This window comes from Paraburkholderia phenoliruptrix (assembly GCF_019511605.1).
Classification (GTDB): Bacteria; Pseudomonadota; Gammaproteobacteria; order Burkholderiales; family Burkholderiaceae; genus Paraburkholderia; species Paraburkholderia phenoliruptrix_A.
In genome coordinates this window covers 72,907-87,940 of record NZ_JAEUAV010000032.1, presented here as the reverse complement: position 1 = coordinate 87,940, position 15,034 = coordinate 72,907, and the positions used below count along the sequence as shown (strand labels likewise).

General features: G+C 63.3%; 15 protein-coding genes. 6 read left to right on the top strand and 9 right to left on the bottom strand.

Translation table 11 applies throughout. The features are described from left to right. Nucleotides 1-98 precede the first annotated feature (98 nt). Nucleotides 99-803 carry a hypothetical protein gene (locus tag JNB89_RS28115; RefSeq protein ID WP_220364372.1) on the top strand — a complete coding sequence of 235 codons (705 nt, stop codon included), beginning with the start codon at nt 99-101 and terminating at the stop codon, nt 801-803. Between the two features lie 168 nt (nt 804-971). Then, nucleotides 972-1,292, top strand: a complete 321-nt coding sequence (locus JNB89_RS28110; protein WP_220364371.1) for a pyrimidine/purine nucleoside phosphorylase — start codon at nt 972-974, stop codon at nt 1,290-1,292. A 78-nt stretch (nt 1,293-1,370) separates the two neighbouring features. Here JNB89_RS28110 and JNB89_RS28105 read toward each other — a convergent pair whose 3' ends face one another. The 5 genes from JNB89_RS28105 to sdhC form a co-directional block, all read right to left on the bottom strand. Then, entirely contained in the window at nt 1,371-2,807 is a 1,437-nt protein-coding gene (locus tag JNB89_RS28105; protein ID WP_220364370.1) for a sialidase family protein, read from the bottom strand. Between the two features lie 551 nt (nt 2,808-3,358). Then, nucleotides 3,359-4,063: a succinate dehydrogenase iron-sulfur subunit gene (locus JNB89_RS28100; RefSeq protein ID WP_013341963.1), complete on the bottom strand. Its 705-nt coding sequence runs from the start codon at nt 4,061-4,063 to the stop codon at nt 3,359-3,361. 24 nt (nt 4,064-4,087) lie between these two features. Continuing rightward, a complete protein-coding gene (gene sdhA, locus JNB89_RS28095) occupies nt 4,088-5,863 on the bottom strand; it encodes a succinate dehydrogenase flavoprotein subunit (protein WP_218741273.1) in 1,776 nt (591 codons plus the stop codon). 4 nt (nt 5,864-5,867) lie between these two features. After that, nucleotides 5,868-6,236, bottom strand: coding sequence for a succinate dehydrogenase, hydrophobic membrane anchor protein (gene sdhD, locus JNB89_RS28090; protein WP_220364369.1), 369 nt, complete (start codon nt 6,234-6,236; stop codon nt 5,868-5,870). A gap of 4 nt (nt 6,237-6,240) precedes the next feature. Beyond that, entirely contained in the window at nt 6,241-6,657 is a 417-nt protein-coding gene (gene sdhC / locus JNB89_RS28085; RefSeq protein ID WP_041729290.1) for a succinate dehydrogenase, cytochrome b556 subunit, read from the bottom strand. A gap of 218 nt (nt 6,658-6,875) precedes the next feature. On the opposite strand from sdhC, the gene JNB89_RS28080 reads away from it, so the two are divergent. The 3 genes from JNB89_RS28080 (at nt 6,876) to JNB89_RS28070 (ending at nt 11,285) form a co-directional block, all read left to right on the top strand. After that, a complete protein-coding gene (locus JNB89_RS28080; protein WP_220364368.1) occupies nt 6,876-7,772 on the top strand; it encodes a LysR family transcriptional regulator in 897 nt (298 codons plus the stop codon). A gap of 445 nt (nt 7,773-8,217) precedes the next feature. Next, the gene (locus JNB89_RS28075) at nt 8,218-9,945 is read left to right on the top strand and encodes a methanol/ethanol family PQQ-dependent dehydrogenase (RefSeq protein WP_220364367.1); all 1,728 of its coding nucleotides are present in this window, start codon (nt 8,218-8,220) and stop codon (nt 9,943-9,945) included. A gap of 89 nt (nt 9,946-10,034) precedes the next feature. Further along, nucleotides 10,035-11,285, top strand: coding sequence for a c-type cytochrome (locus JNB89_RS28070; RefSeq protein WP_220364366.1), 1,251 nt, complete (start codon nt 10,035-10,037; stop codon nt 11,283-11,285). Nucleotides 11,286-11,444: 159 nt separating this feature from the next. Here JNB89_RS28070 and pqqD read toward each other — a convergent pair whose 3' ends face one another. The 3 genes from pqqD to JNB89_RS28055 all read right to left on the bottom strand — a co-directional run bounded on the left by pqqD (nt 11,445) and on the right by JNB89_RS28055 (nt 14,193). Beyond that, complete coding sequence (pqqD, locus tag JNB89_RS28065; protein WP_013341956.1) at nt 11,445-11,726, bottom strand: pyrroloquinoline quinone biosynthesis peptide chaperone PqqD; 282 nt, start codon at nt 11,724-11,726, stop codon at nt 11,445-11,447. A gap of 131 nt (nt 11,727-11,857) precedes the next feature. After that, nucleotides 11,858-11,932 carry a pyrroloquinoline quinone precursor peptide PqqA gene (gene pqqA, locus JNB89_RS28060; RefSeq protein ID WP_013341955.1) on the bottom strand — a complete coding sequence of 25 codons (75 nt, stop codon included), beginning with the start codon at nt 11,930-11,932 and terminating at the stop codon, nt 11,858-11,860. A 287-nt stretch (nt 11,933-12,219) separates the two neighbouring features. Beyond that, on the bottom strand, nt 12,220-14,193 hold the full coding sequence (locus JNB89_RS28055; RefSeq protein ID WP_220364365.1) for a sigma-54-dependent Fis family transcriptional regulator: 1,974 nt from the start codon (nt 14,191-14,193) through the stop codon (nt 12,220-12,222). A 213-nt stretch (nt 14,194-14,406) separates the two neighbouring features. Here JNB89_RS28055 and JNB89_RS28050 point away from each other — a divergent pair, with 213 nt between their 5' ends. Then, nucleotides 14,407-14,598 carry a DUF2964 family protein gene (locus JNB89_RS28050; RefSeq protein ID WP_135895666.1) on the top strand — a complete coding sequence of 64 codons (192 nt, stop codon included), beginning with the start codon at nt 14,407-14,409 and terminating at the stop codon, nt 14,596-14,598. Nucleotides 14,599-14,639: 41 nt separating this feature from the next. On the opposite strand, the gene JNB89_RS28045 is transcribed toward JNB89_RS28050, so the two are convergent. Then, entirely contained in the window at nt 14,640-15,023 is a 384-nt protein-coding gene (locus tag JNB89_RS28045; RefSeq protein WP_013341952.1) for a DUF3564 domain-containing protein, read from the bottom strand. Between the last annotated feature and the right edge of the window lie 11 nt (nt 15,024-15,034).

The window sequence follows — 15,034 nt, the reverse complement described above, 5'->3', positions numbered from 1 at the left end:
CCCCAAGCCCCAAGCCCCACTCCGCGCGGCGCTCACACCGACTACAATAGCGGATCATTCGTCCTCCAAACAGTTCTGAACCTTTGCGCGCACCAGACATGCTCATCTCGTGTTACTCGAGCGGCGAGGCCATCCGCAGCCGGCGCGTGAGCGAGGTCGTGCTGTCGGGCGTCGTCGACATACCCATGCCACCGCAGCGCGTGCTGTTGGACTGGGACAGGGAAACGTCGTCACGAATGGACCTGGAAGCGGGCGACGTGGAGGCGATGCCTTTTGCGCGAACCCGCGTGCGTTGGCCGGATTACACCCGCTGCGTGCAGGCAATGTCGGACTGGACTCGCTCGCTCGGACTGCCGGAAGTGCTCGTCACGAGCGACGTGGCCTTGATGGCCTGCCGAGGCGCGCGGTATCACCACGACGCCGGGCAGTATGGCGGCGCCGCCTTCTGCAATCTCTTTCTTACCGAAGACCAGGGCTTCGACCTGCATTTCGCGTCCACGGGCGAGCGCATTCCGTTGCGACGCGGCACGGCTGTGATCTTCGACACCGGCCAGCCCCACGGTGTAGTCCGGCGCGGCAGCAGCGTTTTCGACGCGGAGGACTTCACGTTGAATTCCGAGTGCGTGCAGATCTTCCTGACGTGGGAACTGCGCATCGAAAGCGCCCATGTGGCTCGTGCGCTCAACATCGAATTCGACGTGGCTACGTCACAGAGCTTGCAAGCGGGTACTGAGCAGGTTCTGCTGAACGGCGAAGCGGTGAGCACGTGTCCCCGTTCTGGGCGGTGGCTTCCGGCCGATTGAGCGCCGGCGCCGCGCCGCTGGCGTGCCACGGCCTTGCGCGCCTGTATGATGGCGGGTTCGCGCCCGACCGCCTCGCTCCCATAAACGGTCGGCGCAGATCGCTCACAGCGGAGCCGCCGCGACGCGGCGCCCACGCATCCCTTCACGACGACTCATAGGAACACCGCCATGACGGCTGCAACGCAATTCGATCAGGTCTCCGTTATCAAACGCGCGAACGTCTACTTCGACGGCAAGTGTGTCTCGCACACCGTCCTGTTCGCAGACGGCAGCCGCAAGACGCTGGGCGTGATCCTGCCGGGCACGCTCAATTTCGGCACCGACGCGCCCGAACTCATGGAAGTGCAGGCGGGCCAGTGCCGCATCCGCCTGAAAGGCAGCGACGAGTGGAAAACCTACCGCGCGGGCGAGTCGTTCTCGGTGCCCGGCAAGAGCCGCTTCGACATCGAGGTGATCGAAACGCTCGACTACGTCTGCAGCTATCTGTAAGCGCCGCTGGCATGCCTTGCCTGAACGCCCGGACATGCCATGGCGTTCAGGCCGAAGCGCGAGCGCTGGCTTCACTCACTACGGCGCCGCGAACACGTCCGTGCGGTTGGCCGTGTTACCCGAGTTGGTCTGCACGAACAGCGGCACGAAAGCCGTTCCCCGCGCGTCCAGCCCCTGGTAGTCACCAACGAAAAAGCCCTCCGCGTTCGGCGCCGTCTTCATGTCGAACGGGCCGGCCACATGCAGTTCTGCGCCAAAACTCTTGCCGCCATCCGTCGACGTGGTCTGCCAATAGTCGGTTGGCAGCGTCGACGTATCGCCTGCCTGGAGCGTGCGGAAATCGTAGTAAGTGACGGCCACCGTTCCCGCTGAATTGACGCGAACGCTCGGGTTGAACGCCGGCTTTCCAGAGGGCGTATTGACGCGCACCGGTGCGCTCCAGGTCTGGCCGCCGTCCGTGGATGTAGACAGCGCGATCTCATCGTACTGGCCTCCGTTAAAACGCGAATCCTGCCAGACGACGTACAGCTGACCCGTTGCCGGGTCGATTGCGGGCTCGGGAATGATATCCCCCGTGCGCACCGGTTCGCCGGTGTTAGGGTCGGTGACCGACACCGTTTGCAGACCGGAGATGATGCGCGGGTTGGTCCATGTAAGGCCGTCATCCGTCGACTTGATGAATGCAACCTTGCCCGCCGCTTTCGAGAACGGTGGGCTGATCAGGTCGAAGAAGTTATACAGCGTCCCGTTTTGCGAGTTGACCACGATCTGATTGCCGATGGTCTGCTGCCGCGAAGGCACGTTCACGATGACCGACGGCGTGCTCCAGGTCAGGCCGCCGTCCGTGGTCTTCGAGAACATGGAGGGGCCGCGGAACGCCGCCGTGTGCAGGTTCGCATACGGGTTGCCGTTGGGCAGTTCGAGCCGGTCCCAGACCGCATACGCGACACCTGCGCGAACCGGATTCGCGGTCACCGACTCCTTGTCGTTGAAGAACTGCAACGACGGTTCGTTATCCGCGATGAGCACGCGCAGGTTGCCCCACGTTTGACCTCCGTCCTTCGACACCGCCGCGCCGACGGCATTGTTGTTGTTCGATTGATTGAACGAGATCGACACGGAGTAGGCGGTGCCGTCCGGTCCGATCGACACCCACGGGTCGGACGCCCGTTCGTACGGCAGGCCGTTCGCGCACATCGTGAACGGCTGCGGAGTTTCTTTCCACGTTTGGCCGCCGTCGAACGAAGCGGCCGCCACCAGACCGTGAGCGCCGCCGTTCGACCAGCGGTCCTGCTGCCATACGGCAATCAGGTTCGAAGGGTTGGCCGGATTCACGGCGAGCCACGGCTCGACCTCGGCATTCACGTAGTTGGTGCCGGGTCCGCCGATGTTGCAACTGGCAAACGGACTCGGACCCGACGCCAGAACCGGCGCGGCCCAGCCCGTCGTGCTGGCCGTCAATGCAAGGGCGAACGGTATGCCGAACAGAAGTACACCAGGCTTGTTGCAGGACATAGAAGACTCCTCCTCCATAAGCGGCCTGTGACGGGCAGACCGATAGCACGCTGGCGGTTGCTAAGCGACTTGGGGAGATTGCGCCTGCTTGCAGGTGTGGCAACGACAGCAGCGGCGCTTCTTGTTCAGCATGTTCTGTTCGCCAGACTTACTACCGCTTCGACCATTGCAGGCCGCGAGCGCTGGAGACCGCCAGCGCATCGGCTACGACTTCCTTCTGCTGCCGGTCACCACCGGCCGAGTGAATGCCCATGCAATTTAGGTCTTACCAAATGCCTCGGAGGGAATTTTTTGTAACAGAGAATGCGCAGCGGCTCGACCTGCCGGCAACGTCACGCGGCAGCGGACGCGCCTATTCCGATTGGATCATGTCGTGACATATCCCGACGCGCGGCGACTAATTAAGCGAATCAAAAAATCGCGGACGCCGGTCACGGTAATGCGAAGGAGAATCAGAACGCAGATGTGTTCCGCGCTTGGGGGACGTCATGCAGAAGAGAAGATGCTGGAGCCTCAGAGCGAGACCCCAGCTGAAGCAACGGTGCTGCGTGTCAAACAGTACGCCGAACCATCAATTCCTTGATCTTGCCGATTGCCTTGGTCGGGTTCAATCCCTTCGGGCAGACGTCGACGCAGTTCATGATGGTGTGGCAGCGGAACAGCCGGTACGGGTCTTCCAGGTTGTCGAGCCGTTCGCCCGTGGCCTGGTCGCGGCTGTCGGCAATGAAGCGGTACGCCTGCAGCAGACCCGCCGGGCCCACGAACTTGTCCGGATTCCACCAGAAGCTCGGGCACGACGTCGAGCAGCTCGCGCACAGAATGCACTCGTACAGCCCGTCGAGCTCGTCGCGCTCTTCCGGCGACTGCAGACGCTCCTTCTCCGGCGGCGGCGTGTCGTTGATCAGGTACGGCTTGATCGAGTGGTACTGGTTGAAGAACTGCGTGAAGTCGCAGATCAGGTCGCGCACCACCGGCAGCCCCGGCAGCGGACGCAGCACGATCTTCTGCGGCAGCTCGTTCAGGTTCGTCAGGCACGCCAGCCCGTTCTTGCCGTTGATGTTCATTGCGTCCGAGCCGCACACGCCTTCGCGGCACGAGCGGCGGAACGACAGCGTCTCGTCCAGCGCCTTGAGCTTCACCAGCGCGTCGAGCAGCATGCGCTCGTGCGAGTCGATCTCGATCTCGTACGTCTGCATGCGGGGCGCTGCGTCCTTGTCCGGATCGTAGCGGTAGATTTCAAATGTACGCTTGGCCATTTCAGAATTCCTTTGCTCTGTGGCTTAGAAGGTCCGCGCCTTGGGCGGCACCGATTCGACCGTCAGCGGCTGCATGTGCACCGGCTTGTAGTCGAGGCGGTCGCCCTCGCTGAACCACAGCGTATGGCGCAGCCAGTTCTCGTCGTCGCGATGCTCGAAGTCGTTCTGCGCGTGCGCGCCGCGGCTTTCCTTGCGCGCCTCGGCCGACACCATCGTCGCGCGGGCCACCTCGATCAGGTTCGCCACTTCCAGCGCCTCGACGCGTGCCGTGTTGAACACCTTCGACTTGTCCTTCAGATGGATGTTGTCGACCCGCGCCGCCACTTCGCGGATCGCCTCGACGCCCTCGGCCAGCAGCGCCGAGGTGCGGAACACGCCCGCGTGTTTCTGCATCGTGCCGCGGATGTCGTTGGCCACCGACTGCGCGTACTCGCCCGAGGACGAGCTCTCCAGCTTCGCCAGCCGCGAGAGCGCGAAGTCCGCCGCATCGGCCGGCAGCGGCTTGTGCTCCTTGAGCTCCTTCACGTGCTTCACGATGTGATTGCCCGCCGCACGGCCGAACACCACCAGGTCCAGCAGCGAGTTCGTGCCCAGGCGGTTCGCGCCGTGCACCGACACGCACGAGCATTCGCCCACCGCGTAGAAGCCGTTGACCACTTCCTCGTGGCCCCTGGGCGTGCCCACCACCTGGCCGTTGATGTTCGTCGGAATGCCGCCCATCTGGTAGTGGATGGTCGGCACCACCGGAATCGGCTCCTTGATGCAGTCGACGTTGGCGAACTTCAGCGCGATCTCGCGGATCGACGGCAGACGCTTCATAATCGTCTCGGCGCCGATGTGCGACAGGTCCAGCAGCACGTGGTCCTTGTTCGGACCGACGCCGCGGCCTTCCTTGATTTCCTGGTCCATCGAGCGCGAGACGAAGTCGCGCGGCGCCAGATCCTTCAGCGTGGGCGCGTAGCGCTCCATGAAGCGCTCGCCGTTCGAATTGCGCAGAATGCCGCCTTCGCCGCGCACGCCTTCGGTGATCAGCACGCCCGCGCCGGCCACGCCGGTCGGGTGAAACTGCCAGAACTCCATGTCCTGCAGCGCGATGCCCGACCGTGCGGCCATGCCCAGGCCGTCGCCGGTGTTGATGAACGCGTTGGTCGACGCCGCGAAGATGCGGCCCGCACCGCCCGTGGCAAACAGCGTGGTCTTGCCTTCGAGGATGTAGACGTCGCCCGTTTCCATTTCGAGCGCGGTCACGCCGAGCACGTCGCCTTCGGCGTCGCGGATCAGGTCGAGCGCCATCCATTCGACGAAGAACTGCGTTTTCGCCGCGACGTTCTGCTGGTACAGCGTGTGCAGCAGCGCGTGGCCGGTACGGTCGGCCGCGGCGCAGGCGCGCTGCACGGGCTTCTCGCCGTAGTTCGCGGTGTGGCCGCCGAACGGGCGCTGGTAGATGGTGCCGTCCGCGTTGCGGTCAAACGGCATGCCGAAGTGTTCGAGTTCGTAGACGGCGTTCGGCGCTTCACGGCACATGAACTCGATCGCGTCCTGGTCGCCGAGCCAGTCCGAGCCCTTGATCGTGTCGTAGAAGTGGTAGTGCCAGTTGTCCTCGCTCATGTTGCCAAGCGAGGCGCCGATGCCGCCTTGCGCGGCCACCGTGTGCGAGCGCGTGGGGAACACCTTGGACAGCACGCACACCGACAGACCGGCGCGCGCCAGTTGCAGCGACGCGCGCATACCCGAGCCGCCCGCGCCGACGATCACCACGTCGAACCTGCGACGCGGCAGGCTATTCTTGATTGCAGCCATGCTTTTACACTCTCCAGAGAATCTGCGCAGCGTAGCCCGCGCACGCGAGCAGCCAGACGATCGTCAGCGCCTGCAGCAGCAGACGCGTGCCAACGGGCTTCACATAGTCCATCCAGATGTCGCGGATGCCGACCCACGCGTGATAGAAGAGTGAGAGCAGCGTGACGAAGGTGGCGAGCTTCATCCACTGGGTGGCGAAGATCGAGGCCCAGCCTTCGTAGGAGAAATCGCGCGCGACGAAGAACCACGCGAGCAGGATCACCGTGTAGATGGCCATCACGCAGGCGGTGAGGCGTTGCGCGAGCCAGTCGCGCAGACCGTAGTGCGCGCCGACGACAAGGCGCTTCGAGCCGATTCGGTTAGGGGCTGCCATGTTTTTAGAATGCTCCGAAGAGTTTGAGCGCGAAGGCGAGGGTCAGCAGCGACGACACGACGAACACGACGATCGAGGTCTGCCTGCCTTTCTCTTTGGTGACTGCTTCGTGGTTGGTGTCCATCAGCAGATGGCGCACGCCCGCGCAGAAATGGAACATGTAGGCCCAGCCGAGCACCAGCACGATGAGCTTGACGATGATGTTGGAGAAAAACGCCTTGAAGCCCTCGAAGCTCAGCTCGGAGGTCAGGCTCTGGTCGAAGAGGTACAGCAGGAACGGCAACGCGACGAACAGCAGGCCGCCGCTCACGCGATGCAGGATCGACACGCGACCCGCCAGAGGCAGGCGATACGCCGTCAATATCTGCCCGATACCGATGTTCCGGAATTCCGGCCTCGGTTTTTTTAATGTATCAGCCACAGTAGACCCCTTCACCTCATTGAATGAACACAACGGCGCAGTGCCGCGCGCCCCGGCCGGCGCGGCTCGTCCCGCCCTCATCGTCATGAAGATGAAAGCTCTGTATTGCGGGGAAGACTTATAGGACGCGGACTGCGCGATGGCGATATTTTGTCGCAGCGCTGATATACTGTCCAATATCTATCTCGTCTTACTGAAATAGGTTTTACAGATACCGCATGGAACTGCGTCATATCCGCTACTTTCTTGCGGTCGCCGAGGAGCGCAACGTCACGCGTGCGGCCGAAAGACTCGGCATTGGCCAGCCGCCGCTCAGCCAGCAGATTCACGCGCTCGAATCCGAAATCGGCGTGCGGCTGTTTCGCCGCACGGGCCACGGCGTCGTGTTGACGGAGGCGGGCGAGGCATTCGCCGTCGACGCGCAGCGCATTCTTTACGACACGCGCCTTGCGGTCGAAAAAGCGCAGAGCGCGGGGCGCGGTGAGATCGGGCAGTTCAACATCGGCTTCACCGGGTCCGCTGCGTTCAACCCGGTTGTCTCGAAGCTGATTCGCGCTTATCGGCAGGACTATCCGAATGTCACGCTCACGCTCGCGGAGGGCAACACGGCGCAACTGCTCGCCTATCTGGGCGACGGCCGCGTGGATGTTGCGTTCGTGCGCCTCGGCAGCCAGTCGCCTGCGGGCGTGCAATTCCATCACATTGCAATCGAGCCGATGCGCGTCGTTTTACCGGCCACGCATCGTCTCGCGAAGAAACGCAGAATCCCCCTCTCCGCGTTGGCCGAAGACCCGTTCGTGATGCTGCCGCGAGAAGCGAGCCCCACGCTGCACGATGTGATCGTGGGCGCGTGCAGGGAGGCGGGCTTCGAGCCGATCGCCGGGCAACAGGCGCCGCAGCTCTCGTCCGTGGTGAACCTGGTCGCGGCGGAGTTCGGGGTGTCGCTGGTGCCGGCTTCCGTGTGTCAGATACGCGTGGAAGGCGTTGCGTATACCGACGTGCTCGGCAACGCGATTTCGATCCGCTTGTCGCTGGCCTCACGCATGGAAGCGGCGCCTGCGAAGACGGCCAATTTTCTGCAAAAGGCGTTTGCGTTGGGCGCGTCGATCATTTGAGGCGTCGGGCGCGGCGCGTCGGCTTGGGGCGACTGTGCCTGCTGCGATCCGCGCCGCGCTGTCTTTTTTAGCAACACATCCGCGACCGGTTGCGTCAACGTGCAACAACGCTCAGCACGCCGGCCCGCGTGCTGACTCATCCCGACTGTTCTCCAGTGTCCGGCCTGGCGCGTGTTGCGCGCGAGCGCTGCCGCAATGGCATGCGACTTGCCTTGAACCGCTCGCAGCCAGACTGCGTTCCCCAGACGATGGCGTAGCCGCCCGGCTTCGCGTCGATAACTCAACAGCAACCAGGTGGTGTGGGACCGGAGTAGCGCGCTCGAACTCAAGGTTGCATGGGACCGGAGTAATGGGCTTCTGCTCGAACTCCGGTCGACCGCAACAAGTTGCATGGGACCGGAGTAACGAGCTTCGCTCGAACTCCGGTCGACAAGGAGACAAAAGGATGAAAACACGTTCAATTGCAGCGATGCGGCCGAGGGCGCTTGCGGTAAGCGTCGCCGTAGCCGTCAGTCTGTCATGCGCAACAGCCGCCGTAGCCGACGACTACCCGGCCGTCACGTACGAGCGGCTCACCGCCGCGCAAAGCGATCCAGGCTGGCTCACCTACTACCGCACCTACAACGGCCAGGCCCATTCGCCGCTCAAGCAGATCGATGCGTCGAATGTGAAGCAGCTCAAACAGGTCTGGAGCTACAAGTTTCCCGCCGATCTGCAGCAGGGTTTCGAAGCAACGCCAATCGTCAATGGTCGTTACCTCTTCGTGACCACGCCGAAGGACAACGTGTATGCCTTCGACGCGGCAACCGGCAAGCAACTGTGGAAGTTCGAACCGAAGCTCGGTGCCGAGTCGTTCAAGACCGCCTGCTGCGACGTCATCAATCGCGGCGTCGCGCTCTACGGCAAGAACGTCTACGTCGCGATGCTCAACGGCGAAGTGGTGTCGCTCGATGCGCAAACAGGTGCGCTCGCGTGGCGCAAGTCGATGTTCGAGCCCGGCCTCGGCTACGCGTTCTCGCTCGCGCCGCTCGCACTCGACGGCGCGCTGGTGGTAGGCAGCGCGGGCGGCGAATATGGCGCACGCGGCTTTATCGCGGCATTGAATCCCGACAACGGCAACGTGCTGTGGAAGCGCTTCACCGTTCCGGCGGCCAACGAGAAGGGCGGCAACACGTGGCCCGACGGGATGCAGGAGCACGGCGGTGCACCTGCATGGCTGACAGGCACATATGACGCGGCATCGAAAACGCTGTACTGGGGTGTCGGCAATCCCGGACCCTGGCTCGCGGATCTCAGGCCGGGCGACAACCTGTATTCGGATTCGCTGCTCGCGCTCGATCCGAAAACCGGCGACCTCAAATGGCATTACCAGTACACCAGAAACGATACGTGGGACTACGACGGCGTCAACACGCCGGTGCTCGCCAACATCAAGTATCAGGACAAGGAATACGACGCCATCATCCACGCGGACCGCAACGGCTACTTCCATGCGATCGACCGCGGCACGGGCAAGCTGATCTACGCGAAGCCGTTCGTCAAGGCGACCTCGGTAACGGGTTACACAGCGGACGGCGTACCGATTCAGGACCGCTCGAAATACCCGAAGACGGGCACCACAATCGAAACGTGTCCGAGCTTCCTCGGCGGTAAGAACTGGTGGTCGGTCTCGTACGATCCGGACAAGCACATTGCAATCGTTCCTACGCTGCATGCGTGCATGTCGCTGTCCGGCAAGTCGGTGACCTACATGGAAGGGCTGCCGTACCTCGGCGAAGGCTTCGAGATCAAGCCTGAGCCGGGCAGCAAGGGCTACGGCGAACTGCAGGCTATCGACGTCAGCACCGGCAAGAAGCTCTGGAGCTACTGGAGCAAGCTGCCCTGGAACGGCGGCGTGGCGACGACCGCAGGCGGCCTTGCGTTCAGCGGCTCGCTCGACGGCCACCTTTATGCATTCGATTCGGCAACCGGCAAGGTGCTCTGGAAGAGTCCGAAGCTCGCGAGCGGCATTGTCGCGCAACCTTCGGTGTTCGAGGTGGACGGCAAGCAGTATGTGGCGATCCTCGCCGGCTACGGCGGTGCGAATCCCATCTGGGGCGGCCCGATGGCGAAAGCGGCCGAGAAGATCCCACGCGGCGGCACGCTCTACGTGTTCGCACTCAACAACGGCTGATGTCCACTACCGCCGTACCGGCCCGCTCCACGCCGCTGCACGCGAGCAGGCGGGTCGCGGCAGCCCCGCCTTTTCCGGAAAGCAAGATCATGAAGACTCGACTCAATTCCTATGCGCTCGCCGGCGCGTTGCTCGCGAGCGGCGCGCTGATCTCCGGCCACGCCAGCGCGGGCGTGCGCGCCTGCACGTTTCCGGGCAGTCCGTCGACGGTACTCGACGAGGCCGTTGCGCGCGAAGCCTTTCGCACCGCGGGCATAGCCCTCACGCTCGCGCCCGGCGGCTTTGCGAGCAGCGACGACGACGGCGTGTCGCTCAAGGAGCTCGACAAGGCGCTCGCGCGCAAATGCGATGTGATTGCGGGCTTTCCACGTTCGACCGTCGCCGACGGCTCGGATAGCAAACTGAGGTTTTCGCGTGCGTATTTGCACTCAGGCTATGTGAGCGTGACGATGCCCGAAGCGGTGGCGCAGAAGGACGGCGCCGAGACTGTTGCTGCCACTTATGCGAGTCCGGCGCAACTCATCGCCGTGCAGCAGCCCAACGTGAAGCTCGATCTGGAGAACACCGCTGAACTGACCGTCGACGCCGTCGCGAACGGCCATGCGCAACGCGCGATCGTCTGGTATCCGGCGGTCGTCGCGTATACGAACACGCACCCTGAGCGCCACTTCAGGATTGCGCAGACCGCGTCGCCATATGCCGACTGGCAACTCGTATTTGCGTTCGGCAAAAACGGTGCGGCGTTGCAGCCGCGTATCGACGCCGCGCTGCGCAAGATGGAATCCGACGGCAGGCTAGCCGCGTTGACGCGCGGCTGGACGCTGCCTCGCGCAGCGCAGGCGAGCGCGCCGGACGCAGCAGTGTTTGCCTATCTCGATGGTCCTCGCGGTGCCGGCGTGATGTCGTCCGTCATGCGAACCGGAGGGCGCGAGATGGACCGACCACATATCATCAAGGTGGACGCGGTGGCATCCGCGGACGTGCCCGGTTTCGACCGCGGGCAGGTCGCACATGGCAAGACCTTGTATTCCAGCGCCTGTGCGAAGTGCCATGGTCCTGAACTGCAAGGACTGAATGCGCCGGCGTTGCGTGGTCCGTCGTTCGCACCTGCGGGCCATTCGAAGCTGACCATCGGCGGTGTGTACGGGTACATGGCGAACAACATGCCGGCGGATCGTCCGGGCAAGATGAAGCCGCAGGATTACGCGGACATCATGGCGTTCCTGTTGTATTCGAACGGCTACAGCGCCGGCAAGAGCAAGCTGACGGACGAGGGCGCGAGGGCGTCGTCACGACCGCTGACCGCGGGTACTTCGCTCAACGCAGGCGCTGCGCAATAGCTGTAGGCGTCCAAAAAAGTGGCGGGCGGCGCGGCCCGCTCAGCAAAGCGCCCGGCGATTCTCTGTCGTTCAGCAGAATCGCCGGGCGCTTGAACACGTGCGCGGCCAATGCAATCCGAAAAGCCGAATGGCCCCGCGCTACCTTGCCCGCGGTTCAATTCACTCCAGCCAGCCGCGCTGCCGCGCATGCTCGATGAAGCGGTAGATGTCAGTGGCGAGATTCGACGCGTTGAACAAGTCTTCGAGTTCGCCGATGATGTCGTCGAGTTCGCGTGTGCCGTCGCAACGGCTCAGTATTTCGCCCGCGCTTGGATTCAGGCGGATCTTTCCGTTCGGCGAGAGCAGTACGTAGCCGTCTTCGTCCACTTCCCATCGCACGCAAAAGAGCGGACGCAAATGTGGCCGCGGACCGGCGCAGCGTTCAGTATCCGGAGCGTTCATGCGAGGCACGCGTTGTAGTCGTGGTGGCAGGCCGCGCCTGCATGCTAAGAAGATTCACGTTGCGATGAGGGACGACTCGGATCGTGCCGCGCGCGTCGCGTCGAACGACGCGCGCGGAATTCATACTTGCTTCAGCGTGTGGCGATATACATCGTGACTTCAAAACCGAAACGCAGGTCGGTGTAGGCGGGGGTGGTCCACTGCATGGCTGTCTCCTTGGATAGGACGTTCGATTGAATAACCGCATCGTTGAAGCGGTCTCGTATCCAAACGCAAGGTCCATGCCGAACGTGTTGACGTCTCCATTGAGCCGGTTAAAAGCTCAAGTCATGCGTTGTATCGCCAACCAAGGCTCGCTTGCGGGTGAACGCGGGTGAACGCGCGCCGTGCGCGAACGTGGAGCGCGCAACGCGCGGTGCTGATGGCCGCGCGCTGTTCAATTGTGGAGCACCAGTGTTGCACGATGGAGCAATGCCGGCACGGCACCGGGCGGTTACGCTGCGTCTTCGCTGTGATTTGCGCCGTGCGCCGGCAGCTTGCGGTAGATCGTATTGCGCGAGATGCCAAGCGTGCGTGCCGCAGCCGACACGTTGCCGCCATGCTGCGCGAGCGCGTTGGCAATCACGCTTGCGGCGACGTCGTGCAGCCGCCCCGTGGGCAGCGGCAATACGCCCGCTTTTTGCGCAGATGTCGGACAGACGGCGCGCAGGTCGTCGAAGAAGTCGTCCGGCAAATGCTCGCGGCGGATCTCGCCATCTTGGTCCACCATGACGGCCGCGGTGCGCAGCAGGTTGCCCAACTGGCGAAAATTGCCCGGCCACGCGCATTGCTCGAACAGCGTCATGACGTCGTCCGCAATGGTGAGTGGCTGGCCGCCGGCATTCTCGGCCGATGCGTTATCCAGCATCTTTCGGATTACTGCGGCCAAATCGGTACGCTCGCGCAGCGGCGGCAGTTTGACGACAAGGCCATTGAGCCGGTAGTACAGGTCCTCGCGAAAGCGGGCCTGCGCAATCATTTCGCGCAGATCGCGATGGGTCGCGCAAATGATCGCGACATCCACCGGAATCGACTTCGCGGAGCCGAGCGGATTCACCAGGCGCTCCTGCAGCACCCGCAGGAGCCGCACTTGCAACGGATAGGGCATGTCGCCGATTTCGTCGAGAAAAAGCGTGCCGCCGTTGGCCTGCAGCAGTTTGCCGACAGCGCCCTTGCGCCGCGCGCCGGTGAAGGCGCCTTCCTCATAGCCGAACAGTTCCGATTCGATCAGCGTTTCCGGTATCGACGCGCAGTTCACCGCGACAAACGGCCCGGCATGTCGCGGCGAATCGTTGTGAATGGCTTGCGCGAGCAGTTCCTTGCCAGTGCCCGTCTCGCCGGTGATGAGGATTGGAATGTTCTTGCCGATCACCTTGCGTACCTTGGTGATGACCGCCGCGATCTGCGGGTCGCCTGTGTCGAGCGAGCTTAGTTTCGACAGCGGATTCGCGGCCGCCGCGGCTCTTTCGCTGCGCTGCGTTGCGGGCGGCGGACTCTGCACGCGTGGCCGGGCGGGCTCGTCGGCCACCGTGCCGCGGCGCAACTGGACGTGTGCGCAAACCACCGCGCCGTTGCTCAGGTTCAGCGACAGGTGACGGTCGCGCTGCATGCTTAGACGGTCGAGCAGCTGCGCGCTCGTGAGCCCGAACAGCGACGACAGCGTATGCGCCCGCAGCCCGGCAAGCGGCAGGCCGAGCTGGAATTGCGCGCTGCGATTCGCGGACAGGAAGCGGCCGTCGCACGTGAATGCGGCGATGCCCTCCATCAACGTGCCCAGAAACTCCGGACGGCCGTGAAAGGCGATCTGCAAGGTGTCGCGAAACGTATTGGCGAACAGATGATTTTCGATCATCTGCACCGACATTTTCGCGAGCGCCATGGTGTGCTGGTGATAGCTGCGGTGGTCGCCGGTCACGTCGAGTACGCCGATCAGATCGCCGTACGGATCGAGAATCGGCACGCTCGAGCAGGTCAGAAAACGGTTTGCAGCCAGATAGTGCTGCTGGCCGTGCACGACGGTAGCAGTGCGTTCCGCGAGCGCCGTGCCGATCGCATTGGTGCCTTGTCGGCTTTCCGCCCAGTTCGCGCCGGGTCTGAGGGCAACCTTCTCGGCGCGCTGCAGGAAGTCGTCGTCGCCGATGGAATGAAGGATCAGCCCTTCGGCATCCGTCAGCACGATCATGCTTTGGGTGTTCACAATCTGCTCATGCAGGGTTTCCATAACCGGCGTGGCGTGCGCGCAGAGAATGCGGTTCTGCTCGAGCTTCAATGCCAGTTCGGCTGCGGGCAGCACGTCGTAGTCCGGGCGCATGGACTCGCTCAAACCAAATACTTCCGAGCGTTCATGGGACTTCTGAATGGACGGCGTCAGCCAGCAAGCCTCGCGCGGGGCGAGCGGGGTTACGGCGTGATACGTGTCATCGCGCATTGTCTCCTCCTGGTCAGGCTCCGGTCGCTGTGCCGGAGTCGTGCTGGTGCGACACAATGCAAATACCGCGCCAGCTGATCGGCATCCGCGTGGCGGACGTCGTTGACATCAGTCAATCGCGGCGCCGGCAAAGCACGGATCATGAGCTTGGGTGATGCACGCCCGCCTGGAAAATATGGATGCTGCTGCCGCGCGAGCGGCCAGGAGAAAATCATGGTACGCGCCGAATACCGGATCGTCGTTGCAGTGGTTGCCGTGTTTGTGTCTCTTGCCGGGTTGTCCCTGGCCATCGACGGACTGCTGTTCGACAACAGCGGCTTCGTGCGATACGGGTTCGCAGCTATGGTCGCCGGAGTCGCAGCGTTCGTGCTGCTGCTCAATCCCGGAGCCAATGACAGAGACTGAGGTAGTCCAGGTGCGCGCGGCACGCGCCGCGCGCACGGGGTTCAGACGCTTTCCGATTCGTCGCCGGCGGCAAACAGGCGGTGTTCGGCCTGCGCCTGTTCGTTGTCGATACATTGCACGTGCCAGTGGCCCGTCATCAGCGTCCGGGCGCGTTCGGCGCACCACTGCGCGCGCCCGGTTTCGCCTTCAAAGCGTCTGTTGCAGTCGTTCAGGTCGAGACCTTCGAGCACGCAGACCGGCGCACCGTCTTCGGGCGAGCACACCAGCGTGTTGCCGCAGTCCATTTGCAACGTGCCCCATTCGGGGAGTTCGAGACCAAGATGGCCTTCGCGAGACCATTGCCGCGTGTCCAGATCGAGCCAGAGAATGGCGAATGCCATGGGGTGGACGCGATCGAACGTGTGGAGGTGGATAGTGAGACGCATCGTGGTTCTCC

What these genes read in the sequence shown, in the direction of transcription:
- JNB89_RS28115 (WP_220364372.1), top strand. Translation starts at nt 99, where the DNA reads ATGCTCATCTCGTGTTACTCGAGCGGCGAGGCCATCCGCAGCCGGCGC.
- JNB89_RS28105 (WP_220364370.1), bottom strand. Translation starts at nt 2,807, where the DNA reads ATGTCCTGCAACAAGCCTGGTGTACTTCTGTTCGGCATACCGTTCGCC.
- JNB89_RS28045 (WP_013341952.1), bottom strand. Translation starts at nt 15,023, where the DNA reads ATGCGTCTCACTATCCACCTCCACACGTTCGATCGCGTCCACCCCATG.
- JNB89_RS28050 (WP_135895666.1), top strand. Translation starts at nt 14,407, where the DNA reads ATGGTACGCGCCGAATACCGGATCGTCGTTGCAGTGGTTGCCGTGTTT.
- JNB89_RS28070 (WP_220364366.1), top strand. Translation starts at nt 10,035, where the DNA reads ATGAAGACTCGACTCAATTCCTATGCGCTCGCCGGCGCGTTGCTCGCG.
- pqqD (WP_013341956.1), bottom strand. Translation starts at nt 11,726, where the DNA reads ATGAACGCTCCGGATACTGAACGCTGCGCCGGTCCGCGGCCACATTTG.
- JNB89_RS28100 (WP_013341963.1), bottom strand. Translation starts at nt 4,063, where the DNA reads ATGGCCAAGCGTACATTTGAAATCTACCGCTACGATCCGGACAAGGAC.
- JNB89_RS28110 (WP_220364371.1), top strand. Translation starts at nt 972, where the DNA reads ATGACGGCTGCAACGCAATTCGATCAGGTCTCCGTTATCAAACGCGCG.
- sdhA (WP_218741273.1), bottom strand. Translation starts at nt 5,863, where the DNA reads ATGGCTGCAATCAAGAATAGCCTGCCGCGTCGCAGGTTCGACGTGGTG.
- JNB89_RS28075 (WP_220364367.1), top strand. Translation starts at nt 8,218, where the DNA reads ATGAAAACACGTTCAATTGCAGCGATGCGGCCGAGGGCGCTTGCGGTA.
- JNB89_RS28080 (WP_220364368.1), top strand. Translation starts at nt 6,876, where the DNA reads ATGGAACTGCGTCATATCCGCTACTTTCTTGCGGTCGCCGAGGAGCGC.
- JNB89_RS28055 (WP_220364365.1), bottom strand. Translation starts at nt 14,193, where the DNA reads ATGCGCGATGACACGTATCACGCCGTAACCCCGCTCGCCCCGCGCGAG.
- sdhD (WP_220364369.1), bottom strand. Translation starts at nt 6,236, where the DNA reads ATGGCAGCCCCTAACCGAATCGGCTCGAAGCGCCTTGTCGTCGGCGCG.